This window comes from Sphingobium sp. ba1 (assembly GCF_000743655.1).
GTDB lineage: Bacteria > Pseudomonadota > Alphaproteobacteria > Sphingomonadales > Sphingomonadaceae > Sphingobium.
In genome coordinates this window covers 1,826,656-1,841,209 of record NZ_JPPQ01000069.1, presented here as the reverse complement: position 1 = coordinate 1,841,209, position 14,554 = coordinate 1,826,656, and the positions used below count along the sequence as shown (strand labels likewise).

General features: G+C 62.5%; 10 protein-coding genes and 1 pseudogene. 3 read left to right on the top strand and 8 right to left on the bottom strand.

What is annotated here, in order from left to right:
- Window positions 1–260, top strand: a pseudogene (locus IL54_RS23015) (bifunctional 4-hydroxy-2-oxoglutarate aldolase/2-dehydro-3-deoxy-phosphogluconate aldolase); the annotation flags it as partial.
- A 40-nt stretch (window positions 261–300) separates the two neighbouring features.
- Window positions 301–813 carry a hypothetical protein gene (locus tag IL54_RS12000; RefSeq protein ID WP_037478504.1) on the top strand — a complete coding sequence of 171 codons (513 nt, stop codon included), beginning with the start codon at window positions 301–303 and terminating at the stop codon, window positions 811–813.
- Between the two features lie 7 nt (window positions 814–820).
- Here IL54_RS12000 and IL54_RS11995 read toward each other — a convergent pair whose 3' ends face one another.
- From IL54_RS11995 to IL54_RS11965, 7 genes are all read right to left on the bottom strand, one after another.
- Window positions 821–1,396, bottom strand: a complete 576-nt coding sequence (locus IL54_RS11995; protein WP_037475946.1) for a gamma carbonic anhydrase family protein — start codon at window positions 1,394–1,396, stop codon at window positions 821–823.
- A gap of 1 nt (window position 1,397) precedes the next feature.
- Complete coding sequence (hemB, locus tag IL54_RS11990; RefSeq protein ID WP_037475944.1) at window positions 1,398–2,393, bottom strand: porphobilinogen synthase; 996 nt, start codon at window positions 2,391–2,393, stop codon at window positions 1,398–1,400.
- Between the two features lie 92 nt (window positions 2,394–2,485).
- On the bottom strand, window positions 2,486–3,811 hold the full coding sequence (locus tag IL54_RS11985; RefSeq protein ID WP_037475941.1) for an oligogalacturonate lyase family protein: 1,326 nt from the start codon (window positions 3,809–3,811) through the stop codon (window positions 2,486–2,488).
- 2 nt (window positions 3,812–3,813) lie between these two features.
- Window positions 3,814–6,531, bottom strand: a complete 2,718-nt coding sequence (locus IL54_RS11980) for an exo-rhamnogalacturonan lyase family protein (RefSeq protein WP_037475938.1) — start codon at window positions 6,529–6,531, stop codon at window positions 3,814–3,816.
- 19 nt (window positions 6,532–6,550) lie between these two features.
- Entirely contained in the window at window positions 6,551–7,237 is a 687-nt protein-coding gene (locus IL54_RS11975; RefSeq protein WP_037475935.1) for a DUF6250 domain-containing protein, read from the bottom strand.
- A gap of 108 nt (window positions 7,238–7,345) precedes the next feature.
- The gene (locus IL54_RS11970; protein ID WP_037475933.1) at window positions 7,346–10,063 is read right to left on the bottom strand and encodes a TonB-dependent receptor; all 2,718 of its coding nucleotides are present in this window, start codon (window positions 10,061–10,063) and stop codon (window positions 7,346–7,348) included.
- Window positions 10,064–10,441: 378 nt separating this feature from the next.
- A complete protein-coding gene (locus tag IL54_RS11965) occupies window positions 10,442–11,224 on the bottom strand; it encodes a methyltransferase domain-containing protein (RefSeq protein ID WP_037475930.1) in 783 nt (260 codons plus the stop codon).
- Between the two features lie 62 nt (window positions 11,225–11,286).
- Between IL54_RS11965 and IL54_RS11960 the strand changes: the two genes are divergently transcribed.
- Window positions 11,287–12,510 carry a DUF418 domain-containing protein gene (locus IL54_RS11960; RefSeq protein WP_037475927.1) on the top strand — a complete coding sequence of 408 codons (1,224 nt, stop codon included), beginning with the start codon at window positions 11,287–11,289 and terminating at the stop codon, window positions 12,508–12,510.
- Window positions 12,511–12,516: 6 nt separating this feature from the next.
- Here the strand turns inward: IL54_RS11960 and IL54_RS11955 are convergent.
- The coding region (locus tag IL54_RS11955) for a calcium-binding protein (protein ID WP_237748866.1) at window positions 12,517–14,554 on the bottom strand (2,038 nt) is incomplete at its 5' end.

The following is a 14,554-nucleotide window of genomic DNA, read 5'->3' as shown; positions in this document are numbered from 1 at the left end:
GGCTGGACATGGGGCTGACCCATTTCAAATTCTTCCCCGCCGAAACATCCGGCGGCCTGCCCGCGCTCAAGGCCTTGGCCGCGCCGTTGCACATGGCGCGTTTTTGCCCGACCGGCGGCATCACCGCCAAATCCGCGCCCGAATGGCTCGCTCAGCCCTTCGTCAAATGCGTTGGCGGTAGCTGGATCGTGCCCAAGGGGCCAGTCGATGGCGCGAAGATCGAAGCCCTGGCGAGGGAAGCCGCTGCGCTTCCCCGCTGACGCCATTGCGCCTGCCCGCCCGCCTGCCTAGATGGATGCCATGAACCCGCGCCGCCTTCTTGCCACGCTTGCCCTGCTGCTGTCCGGTTGTACCGGATCGCAGCAAGGCTATCCATCGCTTGCCAAGCGGGCGGTGGAGGGCGCGCCGATGGCGGAGATCGCGCCGCCCCCTGCCCCGATCGCGGCCGACGCGCCGCTGACGGCGGAAATCGCCCGCTATGTGGCGCAGGCGGACAAGGGGCGCAGCGCCTTCGATGACGCCTATGTCCGGGCCGATCGGGCGGCAAAGGCCGCGTCGGGCACGGCCGTATCGAGCGACGCATGGGTTGCGGCGCAAGTGGCGATCAGCGCGCTCGAATCGGCGCGCAATGACAGCGTGTCGGCGCTCGCCAGCCTCGACACCCTCTATGTCCAGCGCAGCAATGCCATTGCCGATGGCCGCGAACGGGGGGGGCTGGCGGAAATCGACACGGCCCGCGCCGCGACGCTGGCGATGGTGGACAGCCAGAATGACCGGATCGACGCGATGAAGGGCCGCCTCGCGCAGCCCTGACCAGCCGTCAGTCCAGCGCGTCCTTCACCGCGCCCTTATGCGCCTTGGCATAATGGACATAGCGATCGGCACCGCCCCGCAACTGGACAAGCGCATCATCCGACAGATCGCGCATATATTTGGCCGGACGCCCCGCCCATAGCTGGCGATGGGGCAGCGTCTTGCCGGGCGACAGCAGCGCACCCGCCGCCAGCATCCCGTCGCTTTCGACCACGCAGCCATCCATGACGATCGCGCCCAGCCCGACAAAGGACCGGTCCTGCAAGGTGCAGCCATGGATCATCGCCATATGGCCGATCAGCACATCCTCGCCGATGATCGTCGGCCAGCCTTCGGTCGGGCGGCTGATGCCATCGCCGGGGCTGTCGCAATGGATCACCGTGCCGTCCTGCACATTGCTGCGCGCGCCGATGCGTATCCTGTTCACGTCGGCGCGGATGACGCAATTATACCAGATGCTGGCATCCTCGCCGATCTCGACATCGCCGATGATGCGGCATCCCGGCGCGATGAAGGCGCTGGGATGAATCAGCGGTGACTTGCCGTTGAAGGGGATGATGGAGACATCGGGATAGTCGCGCATCTTACGCGCCCAGCAGGCGCGCGGCGTGCAGCGCATGATAGGTCAGCACCCCGGAACAGCCCGCCCGCTTGAACGCCATCAGCGTTTCGAGGATCAGCGCATCGCGGTCGCCCGCGCCCGCAGCAGCGGCATGTTCGATCATCGCATATTCGCCCGACACCTGGTAAGCGAACACCGGTACCTCGAACCGCTCCTTCACCCGTCGGACGATGTCGAGATAGGGCAGACCGGGCTTGATCATCACGCTATCCGCCCCTTCGGCCAGGTCGAGCGCCACTTCGCGCAGCGCTTCCTCGCTATTGGCCGGGTCCATCTGATAATTTTTCTTGTCGCCCTTGAGCAGCCCGCGCGACCCCACTGCGTCGCGGAACGGGCCATAAAAGGCACTCGCATATTTGGCGGCATATGCCATGATCTGGACATTGGCGTGGCCGCTTTCTTCCAACGCCGCGCGGATCGCGCCGACCCGGCCATCCATCATGTCGCTCGGCGCGATAATGTCTGCGCCCGCCGCCGCCTGGTTGAGCGACTGGCCGATCAGCACATCGACTGTGGCGTCATTGACGACATAGCCGGTGCCGTCGAGCAGCCCGTCCTGGCCATGGGCGGTATAGGGGTCGAGCGCCACATCGGTCAGGATGCCGATGTCGGGCACTGCATCCTTGATCGCGCGGATGGCGCGGCACATGAGATTATCGGGATTGAGCGCTTCGGCTCCATCGTCGCTGCGCCGGTCGGACTGGGTGTTGGGGAATAGCGCAAGGCAGGGAATGCCGGCATCGCGCGCGTCGCGGGCGCGGTCGACGATGCCGTCCACCGACCAGCGCGACACGCCGGGCAACGCGGCGATCGGTTCCTCAACGTGCTGCCCCTCGGTCACGAACAGCGGCCAGATCAGGTCGGCAGGCGCCAACCGGTTTTCAGCAAACATCGCCCGGCTCCAAGCCGAGGCACGAGTGCGGCGCAAGCGCAGCGCCGGATAAGGGGCATGGGTCATGCCGCAGGTCTAGGCGCGCGGTAACGGGGGATCAAGGGCAAGCCGGGATCGAGCCAGTTCAGCGCGCAGTACCCAACCCGGCCACGGCAAACCTATGAGCCGCTACCTTTCCTTATCTCGGCGGCATAGATGTGCGGCGCGCCGTCCATGTTGGAGCGGAAGATCATCCATTTGCCGTCGGGCGTGAAGGTGATGTTGGGTTCCAGCCGATAGTCATGCTTGCGCATGTCCACGATCTTTTCGACCCCGAACGTGCCCGGCGCGATCAGGTCGGCGGCGTTGTCCGCGTGGATGCCGGCGACATCGGGTATGGCGCGCGGGGTGAAGAGGTAGAGATATTTGCCATCGGGGGCATGGGCGACCATCTCGCTGTCACCACCATCCCCTGAAAAATGGCGCATGTCGGGCGCCTGATTATAATGGACCGACCATTGGTTGCGATCGACATGATACCATTGCCGCCGTCCGGTGGCGATCTCATAGCCCGCCAGCCAGAAGACTTCGCCGCGCGGCGTCTGCAGATCATACCAGATCCAGGCGCCATCGGGCGAGAAGAACTCATGGCCCGCAATTTCCATGTTCATGATCCGCTTATGGATCAACTGTTTGCCACTGCCATCGGTGCGGATCGTCCAGATCCGATCGACCTTGTGCCACGGCCCTTCGTGGCAATACATGATGAGGCCGGGATCGGTCGGCGAAAACTGGATATGGTTGAGCCAATCCGTCGAGGCGACGACGACCTTCCGCTCGCCCGTGCGGATGTCGATGGTGAATATCTCCATCGGAATCTTCGCTTCCAGCCGTTCGTTCAGGCGCACTTCCTTCGCCTCGGCAAAGCTGAGCGGCTTTCCGTCCGGTCCATTGGCGGCATAATGCGCCTGGCCGAAGGTCTGCTTGATCTCCGGCGTCCCAGCCTTTTGCGTGCCATCGGGCTGCAGCGGCTTGTCGCTGGCGGCCCATTGGCCAAGCAGCAGCGTCTCGTCGGCATTGATCGACCCTATCGAACCGCCATCGACCGTCGCGATTTTGCGGGTCTTGCCGCTGTCGATATCCGCCACGAAGATGGTGGTGCCGCCCGCCCCGTCATCGCGCTTGCGGCTGGCATAATAGGCCGTGCGGGTCTTGCGCCCGGTGAACAGCAGTTGCAGATCCTTGCCCTTGACCAGCGGCTTGATGGTCCAGTCGGCCAGCGTCATCACCGCGATGCCGTCCGGCGTCGATATCACCATCTTGTCGCCCTGGGGCGTATAGCTGTTCTGGTGGAAATAGAGGCTGGCGCTGCCCGGCTGCTGCGTCAGCCGCAGGACACGGTGGCCGGTCGTCTGGTCGATCCATTCGGCGGCCGGCTTTGCCTGCACGGCCCCGGCGAGGCCAACCGCCGCCATCGCGGCCCATCCGATCATCGCTTTGCGCATCCTCAATTCCTCTTTTCTGCGGCAGCCCATTCCAGTGCGTCGGGAATGAGTGCCAGATTCTGAATCGCCGCCAATCCCCATTGCGATGCGGCGTTGGTGGAGACCTCAGGCCACTCGACGGTCGGACCGACGAAATCGGGGCCGCTAAGAGAGACCCGCGGATCGCCATCCGACAGCCCCAACCCGGCCTCGCCGCCCAAAAACTCCCGCGCGGCGCGTGTCGATAACGCGGCATCGCCGGTTTCCCGTGCGACATAGGCCGTCAGGCGGGAATGCCCTTCCTTCAGGTTCCGCTTGCCGAAGGGCAGAGAAAAATGCGCGTCCCATTCCTGCGGCGAAGCGTTGAACCAGCGGCAATAATCGAGCCATGCCGCCCGATAGCGCGGCACGTCGATCAGTTGCAACAATTCGGCATTCACTTCAAACGCCCCGAATACGGCGTTGAGATGCGAGATGGATATTTTGTCTCCCGACCCGATGAAGCGCCCGGATTTGAGATCATAGGAGGCGCTGCCCGCCAGCCAGCCATATTTCAATCGCCCGATACTATCCATGCCGGCGACCAGCCGGTCCCGCCACCGCACGTCGCCCGTCCGTTCCCATTCCGTCAGCCAGGCCGCCGCGAGCGACCCCCAGACGGTACCGAAGCTGAAATCCACGACGCCTTCGGGGAGGGTCTTGCGCTCGGCACCGGGCACCTTGCGGCCGATCTCGACATGGGTGAGCGCTTGGTCCGAGGGAACCAAAGCGCGCATCAGGTCGCCCACCCGTTCGTCGCCGGTCAGATAATAGAAGATGCGACGATAGGCAGCGTTGCTGACGCGCGGCTGTTTGGAGCTGTCGCTCCAATGCTGAACGCCATGTCGCGTGCCAAGGCCCGCAAAGCGGCCAAGATGATAGACATCGACTTCGCCTGTATGGCGGGTCATCGCTTCGGCCAGGCGAAAGGCGCGCGCCCGGCCGCTGCGTAGCACATCATACCAAAGCCACAGGTCGGGCGATAATTCGCTATTGGCCCAGGCATAGCCGCCGATATCATAGCGCCAGACGTGCCGATCCTCGTCATACGTGTGCATGACGTCGCCATGGTTCCAGAAGCCATACCAGCCGCGCCGGTCGACCTCTTCGGCATAGAAATCGACCAGATTGACCAGTTGATCCTCGATCCGCGCCTTCAGCGGGCTGGATCGGTCGGGCAGGCTCCAAATACCCAGCACGTCGGCCGCATGGATGCGTTCGGGCGTCACCATCAGTTGCGGCGGCGTTGCGTTGGCCTGCGCCATCGCCGCCAGATGCGCCGCGTCGGGCGTTGCCGCGCAGGCCCAGAGGGTCAGTTCGCTGGTGCGGGCCGCGCCGGTCGCGTCATCCCAGCCGGGCTCATAATCCTCATAGGTGATGTCCAGCCCTTCATTCTGGGCGGCATAGGCTTCCATGCCCATGACGTCCCTGTAAGGGCGCATGTCCATCGGCTGTGCGTTGGGAGACCAGAGCCAGGCAGTGAGCGACGCCTGGTCGGTGTCGGCGCCACGAATGTCGATCTGTGCGGGATGCCGCTGCCAGAAATAGCGCGCCGCGATCGCGACGCCGCCTGTAGGCGATCCGACATAGCCCAGGCCCTGCGAGCGCGTTCCCGACGCCGCATCGATCCACGCCTGCCCGGCCTTGGTCCGCTTGGTGATGGCAAAGCCGTCGGCGGAGAGCTGGCTCAGCGTGAAATCGCCCCAAGTCGGGATGCGGCCGAGCAGATTGCGGACCGTCGGTGCCATGCTATCCAACGCCACGGCTTGGCCCGCAATCTGTGCCTTACGCGCGGCCCCACCCGGATCGCGGCGGAGGCCGGTCAGCGGCCGCACCGCCTCGCTGAACAATCCGTCCGCGCCGGTGCTGATCCGCACATGACGGTCATGCGGGGCAGCATCCATCGGCACTTGCGCCTGCAGGCCGAGGCCGCTGATGAAATCCCTGGCCGGATCGCCGTCGAAGATGAAGCTATGCACGACCCGCAGATGATCGGCCCCTGCATAGGCATAAAGGCGGACGACAAACGGCAGCCAGGCGCGCCCTTGCCCCTCGTGCATCCCTTCCAGTTTCACGACGGCGCGCACCGGCCCCTTTTGTTCGACCGTCGCCTTGTCGATCCGGCCGGTGAAATGGCTGCGCTCCCCGCCTTGCGGTGCGTTGTCCACGCTGGCGCTCAGCGCCAGCGATCCCATGACGGTCCGCTCGCCTGCTTTGGCCGACTGGATGATCGAATTGCCCGACGTGCCGATCGTCCATTGGACCGATCCGACGGTGATGACGATCCGGTCGGCGGTTTCGCGTAACAAGACCGGCGCTGGAGGAGCGACGGACTTGCCCTGAACCACCGTCATGCTTGCGGTTGGGGTGTCTCCGGCTGGCAGCGCATGTGCGGTCCATTTGAGCGATCCATCCGGCCAGCTGGCCAAGGGCCAGTGCTGCGATGGCAGAGCCTTTCCCTCGGCGTCTTTGACGGACAGGGCGGTTCCGGCGCGCAATGCCCCTTGCGGCCATGGCACGCCAAAGGTCTGGCCCAGCGAAAGCAGCGGCGCAACATCATCGATCCAGCGCACGGGTGTCGACGGCACGCTGCCGCCGCGCACGTTCGCGGCCCGTGCAGCGGCAGGCAGGAGCGCCGAAGCGCCGGTGAGCAGGCCAAGCCTCAGGCTGTCCCGGCGGCTGACTATGATCCCTGTCTTCATCGGCGTTCCGCTCCTTTGTTCAGCCATGGGTGATGGTCAGGTTGCGGACCTGAATGTGGCTCTGCGTGGTGCGCAGCCCGAAATGACCGCGACGATAGGGGGCGGGGTCGTCCATCTCAAACAGGGGCGCGCCATCGCGCTCTACCGCGATATGATGGCCGTCAGCGATCAGGCCAATGGCGAACCAGGCGTTCGGTGTCAGCATGTCCGCCTTTGCCAGTCGGTCATGGTCGGGCAGCAACGGTCGTTCCCCCACCCGGCCGACATAGCGGCGCATCCGCGTCGTGCTGTTGCGGTTGCCGCCGATGCCGACATAATAGGTTTTCAGCCTATCATAATCCTCGAACGCGCCGCTGCGCCGCCGCCCCAGCACCGACCCATCGGGCACAGCGGGGTCGGTCGCCATCCAGAAGGCGTTGACGTCGCTGACCGCATCATGGGGTCCGCCTTGGGCCACCGCCCGTACCTCATAGCGGATCGCGACGGGAGCCACGAGGGCGGGCAGAAACCAGAGCGTGACCCCGGCGGGGGCGTCGATGTCCAAAATGCCATCCCGCGCCGAGACGCGGGCATCGCCGATCGCTTCCATCCGCCATTGCTTGAGACCGCTTCGAAAATCATCGCCCGAAACGGTGCGTCCGCCATCCGCGCGTGCGGCGACCGGTGCCAGCATCAGCGACATCAGCATCGTGCGGCGGTTGAACATGGTGCTATTCCCGGTTCAGGCTGAACGAAGAAATGCTGCGGGATCGGGAGAAGGGGGATATCCCGCAGCAAGAGCCGTGGTCCAGAAGGGGAACCACGGGGGAGCGGATCAGAGCTTGAACCGAATGCCGCCATAGACGCGACGCCCGAAGGTTTCGATGATCGTGCGGCGATAGATGCTGTTGGCATTCTCCTTGCGCGTGGCATCCAGCAGATTGACGCCTTCCAGGAACAGCGAGACATCCTTCATCAGATTGAGGTTGAGCGACGCATCCAACTGGCCATAGGCTTCGCCGAATTCGGGGTTGTTGCCACGCCCGACCGCCGTGATCAGATATTTCGAGCGCCAGTTATAAGCGCCACGGATGCTGAAGACATCATCCTCATAATAGGCCGAAATATTGTAGCTTTTGCGCGACAGGCCCTGGAACGGCAGGGAATCGCCGGTGAAGAAGTCGGTGCCTTCGTAACCGCTATCCTTCGAGTAAGTGAAGTTCGCGATCACGCCCATATGTTTGACCACGGGTATGTTGATGAAGTCGAACGCGACCTGTGCGCCCGCCTCGATCCCGTTGATCGTCACCTTCTGCGTTCCGTTGCTGGGCACCGTGATCGCATAGGTGACACCGTTCGCGTCCGTGAACGGCTCCGTCGTATTCTGGATGAAGGAACCGATTTCCTTGCGGAAATAGGTGACCGAGGCAAAGCTCGTCTTGTTGATATAATATTCCAGACCCGCATCATATTGGCGTGCCCGGAACGGCTGGAGCGCGGGATTGCCGCGTGAGCCCGACAGGCCCACGACATCCAGGGTGAACCGCGGCGCAAGCTGCTGCGGCAGGGGGCGGGCCATCACTTCGCTGGCCGTCAAACGCGCCATCAGCGTGTTCGGGATCAGCTCGGCTTTGAGGTTGATCGATGGCAGGAACTCGGTGTTCTTGCTGTCAAAGGCAACCGGGCTGATCAGCGCGGGCTGACCGCCTGGCTGCGCCGTCCGCAGGAAACCGGACGTATCCACCTGCGTATTGACGACACGCGCACCGGCAACGCCGCTGACCGCGACCGATCCGACATCGAAGGCGAATGATGCCTGCGCATAGCCGGCAATGTTGCGCTCGCCCACTTCCCATGTGTCGGTGAAGACCTGGCATGTGCCGTCCGCATTGGCGGGGCAGCCGCCGGGCGCGAACGGGTCGGGCACACCCACCGCATCCGCGACTGCCTGGGTCATGTTCAGCCAGCCGGTATAGCCGCCATCGAAGCCCAGATTTCCGGTGTTGAAGAAGGGCGACGTGCCAAGGCCCGCATTGCCGGCGACGATGGCGCTGATCTGGCTCTGCACCGCAGGATCGCTAAAGCCGTTCAGCGTTGTCGTCCGGCTGAAGAAGCGGCTCTTGACGGTCAGGTCGCGATATTGACCACCCACCTTGATCGACGTGAGGAAGCCGGTATCGAACGTATATTCAGCGTCGAGCTTCGCCATTTTTTCCGCCTGATCGTCGTAACGCGGGCGACGCAGCACGGTTAGCTGGTTGATCCCGGCGATCGTCGTCGGATCATTGGGCAGGATGATCTGGGGCGCCTGCTGGGGATTGTCATAGTCGACGATCAGGCGGGACATGCCGGTCACCGCCGCCGTCGCGTTGATCTCATTATTATAGGCCTGCGCCTTGGAATAGGAGATTTTGGGGCTGAGCTTCAGATTGCCGCTGGTCCAATCGGCACCCACGGCGAGATTATAGGTGGTGCGGCGGATGTCGCCCAATATGTTGCGATAGGATACGCCCAGCTGGCTGGTCTGCGCCAAAGCCGGGTTGTTGATCATCTCAAGATGGGTGACGGTATTGTCCGGGCCAATGACGGTATTGGCGACATCGACCAATCCGCCACTGGTCCCTGTCTGCAGGAATTGCGATGTGACCGACTGGTTGGACCGGGTCCAATTCCCCTCCATATAAGCGGTCAGATCATCGCTCGGCCGCCATTCGAGAATGCCGTTCAGCGCATAACGCCGCGTTTCGAGGCGGTTGATGACGTAACGGGGAATGTCGGGGAAGAAGTCGGCCGCGCCGTCTTCGTTCAAATCATAGGCCTGCAAGCCCGGCGTCGTCCGGTCGCTGTCCAACCGAACCCAGCCGGTGGTACGCGCCTGATGGCTTTCCACATTGCGGTTTTCGAACGTGCCCGACACCAACACGCCAAGTTTGCCGTCGGCAAAGGTGTCGCTGGCAATCAGGGCAACGCGCGGGTCCATATAGTCGGCAATGTCGGAATAGATGGCCTGGGCCGATCCGGCGACATAGGTTTTGCCGCCATTGTCGAACGGGCGCCGGGTAATGACGCGCACGGTGCCACCGACGCCGCCTTCCGTCATGTCGGCCGTTGCGGACTTGACGACTTCCAGCCGGTTGACGAATTCGGAGGGCAGGTCGCGGAAGTCGACATCGCGGCCGCCGCCTACCGTGGTGGACAAAGCGGTCGTGCCATTGATTTCGACGCGATTGAGCGACGGATCGGCACCGCGGATGGTCACGCCAGCGCCTTCGCCATCGGCGCGCGAAAGCTGCACACCGGTCACGCGCTGCAGCGCTTCGCCGATATTCTTGTCGGGGAATTTGCCGATATCTTCGGCCGAAATCGCGTCCAGCACTTGCGGCGCATTGCGCTTGGCGTTCAACGCGCCCTGCAAGCTGCTGCGAATGCCGGTGACGACGATGTCGCTATCGCTCGCCGCATCCTGCTGCTGCGCGGTCGCTGTACCGGCGGAAAGCAGAAACACAGCCATGGCGGCGCTCGAAACCAAGGCGCCGTTCCTGGAAAACTTCATCAACCATCCTCCCCAAATCAATGCACATAATGCTGGGCGTTGAGCCAGTGGGCGACTTGACCTGCCGCCTCGTTCAAACCCATTAGTTCCATATATTGGACTTACATATCTATATATGGACATTTTCCCAGAGGTAAAAATTGCGATGAAGCGAATAATATGCGCGGCGGACTGTTCATTTGAGAACGAAAATCATAGAAATCCCACATGGTGGAATATGATCGTTCCACATCCCAGGAAATCTTGCCCGTTACGGCGGTCATGACTCTTCGCTGGCGGAACCAGAGGTGCGCGCACGGATGGAGATGATTGACGTTCAAAGCTGGTGAATGGCGAGCAGAGCAGCTTTCGCCGGAAGCGGACTTCTAAAAGTCGTCGCTAAAACTTCGTCCGGGTTATTCGGCCCAGCAGCAACGCATAGCTGTCGCACCCGCCGCCAGCGTCATAAGCCGCCATCACGCGCCGCAATGCGCCGACGTCCAGCGGTTGGCGCCCTTCGCCCGGCACGACCGCGCCGATGCCCTTGAGATGCGCCAGCAGCGCCCGTGCGCCGACACCATCAAGCGCAACTGTCTCATCGAACGCGAAGGAGTCGTCATAGCCGGCCAGGATTGCCCGGAGCGCCGCCAAGGTCGGATAATCCGGCACGCCGCTGGCGACACCGCAGGCCGCGTGAGCCGCGCGCCATTGCGCGAAACTGCCCTGCCCCATGGTCGAGAAGATCAGGCTGCCCCCCGGCCGCAACAGGCCCGCCAGCCGCGCAATCGCCCCCGCCAGATCGTCAAACCATTGGAAAGTGAGGCTGGACAGGATGAGGTCGAACCATGGCCCCTCGAAAATCGGGGCTTCGCCGTCCATCGTCAGGAACCGGCCCGCAACCAGTCCGCCCGACGCGGCCTTGGCCAGCATGCCGGGCGACAGGTCGGTCACCACCAGTTCTGCGCCGGGCCAGCGCGCCTGCACGTCACGAGTCAGGAAGCCGGTGCCGCAGCCGATTTCCAATATCCGCTCTACCCCATGGGGTTTTTGCCGCTGCGCCAGGTCCGCGACCAGCCCAGCGGCCAGCCGTTGCGGCCCGGCATGATCCTCATAGCGGGCCGCCGCTGCGCCGAACGCATCGCTTATCCGTTGCTTGCGCCATTGCCTGGAGCCATCAATCATGGCTAGGCGAATGGCAGAGCCAGCCCCGCTTGACCAGTCACCCCAAGAGGAAATCGCCGCCCATGACCCCAGCCCCCCGCATCCCCGCCATGGACGTGCTGCGCGGATGCGCGGTGATGGGCATAGTGTGGATGAACATCACCGCCTTCGCCCTGCCCCAGACTGCCTATTTCAACCCGGCCGCGATCGGGCCGCTGTCGGGCGGCGATATTGGTTTCTGGGCGGTCAGCCTGATCCTGGTCGACGGCAAGATGCGCGGCTTGTTCGCGCTGCTGTTCGGCGCGTCGATGCTGTTGCTGATCGACCGGGAGGAAATGGCGGGTCGCGACGGTCGCCGCGCGCAGATGGTCCGCGCGGGCTGGCTGTTCGTCATCGGGGCCGCGCATTTCCTGCTGCTCTGGTGGGGCGACATTTTGCGGGTCTATGCGCTGGTCAGCCTGTTCGCGCTGCTGTTCGTACATCTCGAACCGCTTGCGCTGATCAAGCGCGCCTTCCTGTTCTTCCTGCTGCAATTCCTGCTGGTCGCAGCGTTCATTGGCAGTCTCTACCTGTGGAGCCATGCCGCAGGTTTGCCGGACGCCAGCGCCGCTACTCGCGCCGGTTTTGTCGAGTTCATGGGCACCTTGTCGGACCCGGCCAGCCCCGCCATCCAGAGCGAGATCGCCACCTACCGCAGCGGCTATGGCACGATATTGGCGCACAAGATTGCGGGGATTCCGGGCGAGTGGCTGTGGGGTTTCCTGTTTACGGCGTTCGAAACGCTGGGCTTCATGCTGCTTGGCATGGCGATGCTCAAGGGCGGCTTCCTCACCGGCCAGTGGGACAGCGAGCAATATCGCCGCACCGCGCGCCATTGCTTCCTGATCGGCGTGCCGCCCATGGCCGCACTGGCGCTATGGGTGTGGTGGAGCGGCTTTGCGCCGTTGCCCGCCTATGGCGTGGCGCTGACCTGGTCGCTGCCGTTCCGCATTCCGCTGACCGTGGGTTGGGCGGCGCTGATCCTGTGGCTCCTGGCGCGCTATGGCGAGCATAGCCTGGTCGCGCGGCTCGCCGCGACCGGGCGGATGACGCTCAGCAATTATCTCGGCACCAGCCTGATCATGACCGCCATCTTTTACGGTTGGGGACTTGGCCTGTTCGCGCATGTGTCCCCGGCGCTACTGCCGTTGTTCGTCCTCGCGTCTTGGGCGGTGATGCTGCTCTGGTCGCCCTGGTGGGCGGCGCGCTTTGGTCAGGGACCGATGGAGCGGGTGTGGCGCGGGCTAGCGCGGATCGGGCAGCGATGAGGGTCGTCAGCCAATGACGAAATCAGCCAGTCCGATCGTGACGGGTGCTATGTTCGAACCCAGTGATGCCATCTCATTCACTGCACCGCTGCCGTCGGCAAAGGCTGTATGATAGACGATCGCGTTGTTTTGCGCGTCGAGCGCGATGACAAACAGTGCCTCATCCGTTCGGCCCGTGCCATTAGCATCAAGCATCGCCTGTACCGCCGCCCCATCGGTCAGCACGCCGGTATAGATGAACAGGTCGGTCGTCGCGAGGTTGGCACCGCTACCACCCTGGCTGCGAACATCGAAGCTGGCGTCGGTAAGGCCAAAGGCCGCCCCGTCAAACTCCAGATTGTCGATCCCTGGCTGAAAATCGATCAAGACGTCGCCGCCCTCGACTGGCGCATCCCAGATGAAATGATCAGCGCCGCCCCCGCCAGTTAATTCGTCCGCACCCAGGCCGCCGACCAGCCGATCCGCTGCCGCACCGCCCTTCAGCACGTCATCACCACCATTACCTTCAAACAAAACAGTTAGCGCGCCAGTCACCGGCAGAGCGCTCATGATGTCGCGCCCAGTCCCGCCTGATATGACAATATGCGCACCCTCAACCCCATTGAAATTGGCGTCGTGCAGAACGACCCTGTTCCATCCGTCCGCCAGATTGATTTGCTCGATCCCGCGCACGCCGGAGAGAATGTTGCCCGATTGTGTGACAGGCGTTTCAATCGCCAGAATGTCGTGGCCGCCGTTGCCGAACAACCGATCACCGAACAAATGCGATGCAGCCGATCGGAACAAATCATCGCCGGAGCCACCCCGCAGTGTATCAATGCCCGCGCCGCCCAGTAACTCAACAGCATTCGACGCACCCAAGTCGCTGGCGTCTACGACATTGTCGCCAGTACCACCGATTACTTTAATCCTGATGCTCTCAATATTAACGAAGTTAACATCTGTGATTATTACGATGCCGCTTCTATCGAGTATAATTTGTTCGACGCCCTGCATACCGACGAGAGAGGGTATTGAGCCAGTCGTCACTTCCAGAATGTCAATACCGCCATTCCCCAATATGATATCTTGCTCTGTCAACTCGGAGCCTGCCCCTCGGAACAGATCGTTGCCGTTACCACCTGCGAGGTAATTATTTCCTCCGCCACCGCTCAATATGACTGAATAAGGGGCTGAAAGAGCAGTTGCATCGATTCGATCATCGCCAGCCGATCCAATAATTTGGAGACTGTTGTTGGCTACCCCGACAAGAGTCATGTCACCAACGCCAATGTCATTGGCGCCGGAAGCCAGGATTATGCGCTCCATTCCTTGCACATCGCGCAGGTCCGCCGCCGAAAGTATGCCCGAAGACGTCAGCCTGAGGACATCGTTGCCGCCATTACCGTGAATCACATCGTCCAGAAGTTCCGAAACGGTGACAGAAACAGAATCATCTCCTGCGCCGCCGTGAAACACATTGGCACCGCCACCGCCAAACATCACGACTTTGTTCGCGCTTGTCAGTGCCGTAGCATCCACCTCATCTCCGCTCGCATTGCCGACGATGGTGATGGTTGAGTTTGCGACGTCGACATAATTAATATTGGAGAGTTGGATGAGGTTGCGACCTGTAGCAAGCTCGAACCGCTCGATACCCTGCACATCGTTGAGGTCGAAATAGCTAAAAAGACCTGCCGACCGAATCGCAATCGTATCGCTACCACCATTACCTCGCACTGTATCTGCGCTAAGATCTGCACCGTAAAACGAGAATCGATCGTTCCCGGCTCCACCAAGCAGGGTATCGATGCCGCCGCCGCTAACGATCCCTACAGCATTTGCGCCGCTCAACCCCGACGCATCGACCACGTCAGCCGCGGCGCTGCCTGTTATCAGTATCCCATCGGACACAGCTTCGTAATTGGTATCGAGGAGCGTGATGCTATTGCCGCCGCTCGCCAAGGTGATGCGTTCAATTCCTGTCATGCCTGCCAACGCACTTGCTGCAAGCGCACCAGCAGTTGTAAAAAGCAGCGTATCTGTACCCTGCCTTCCTCGAAAC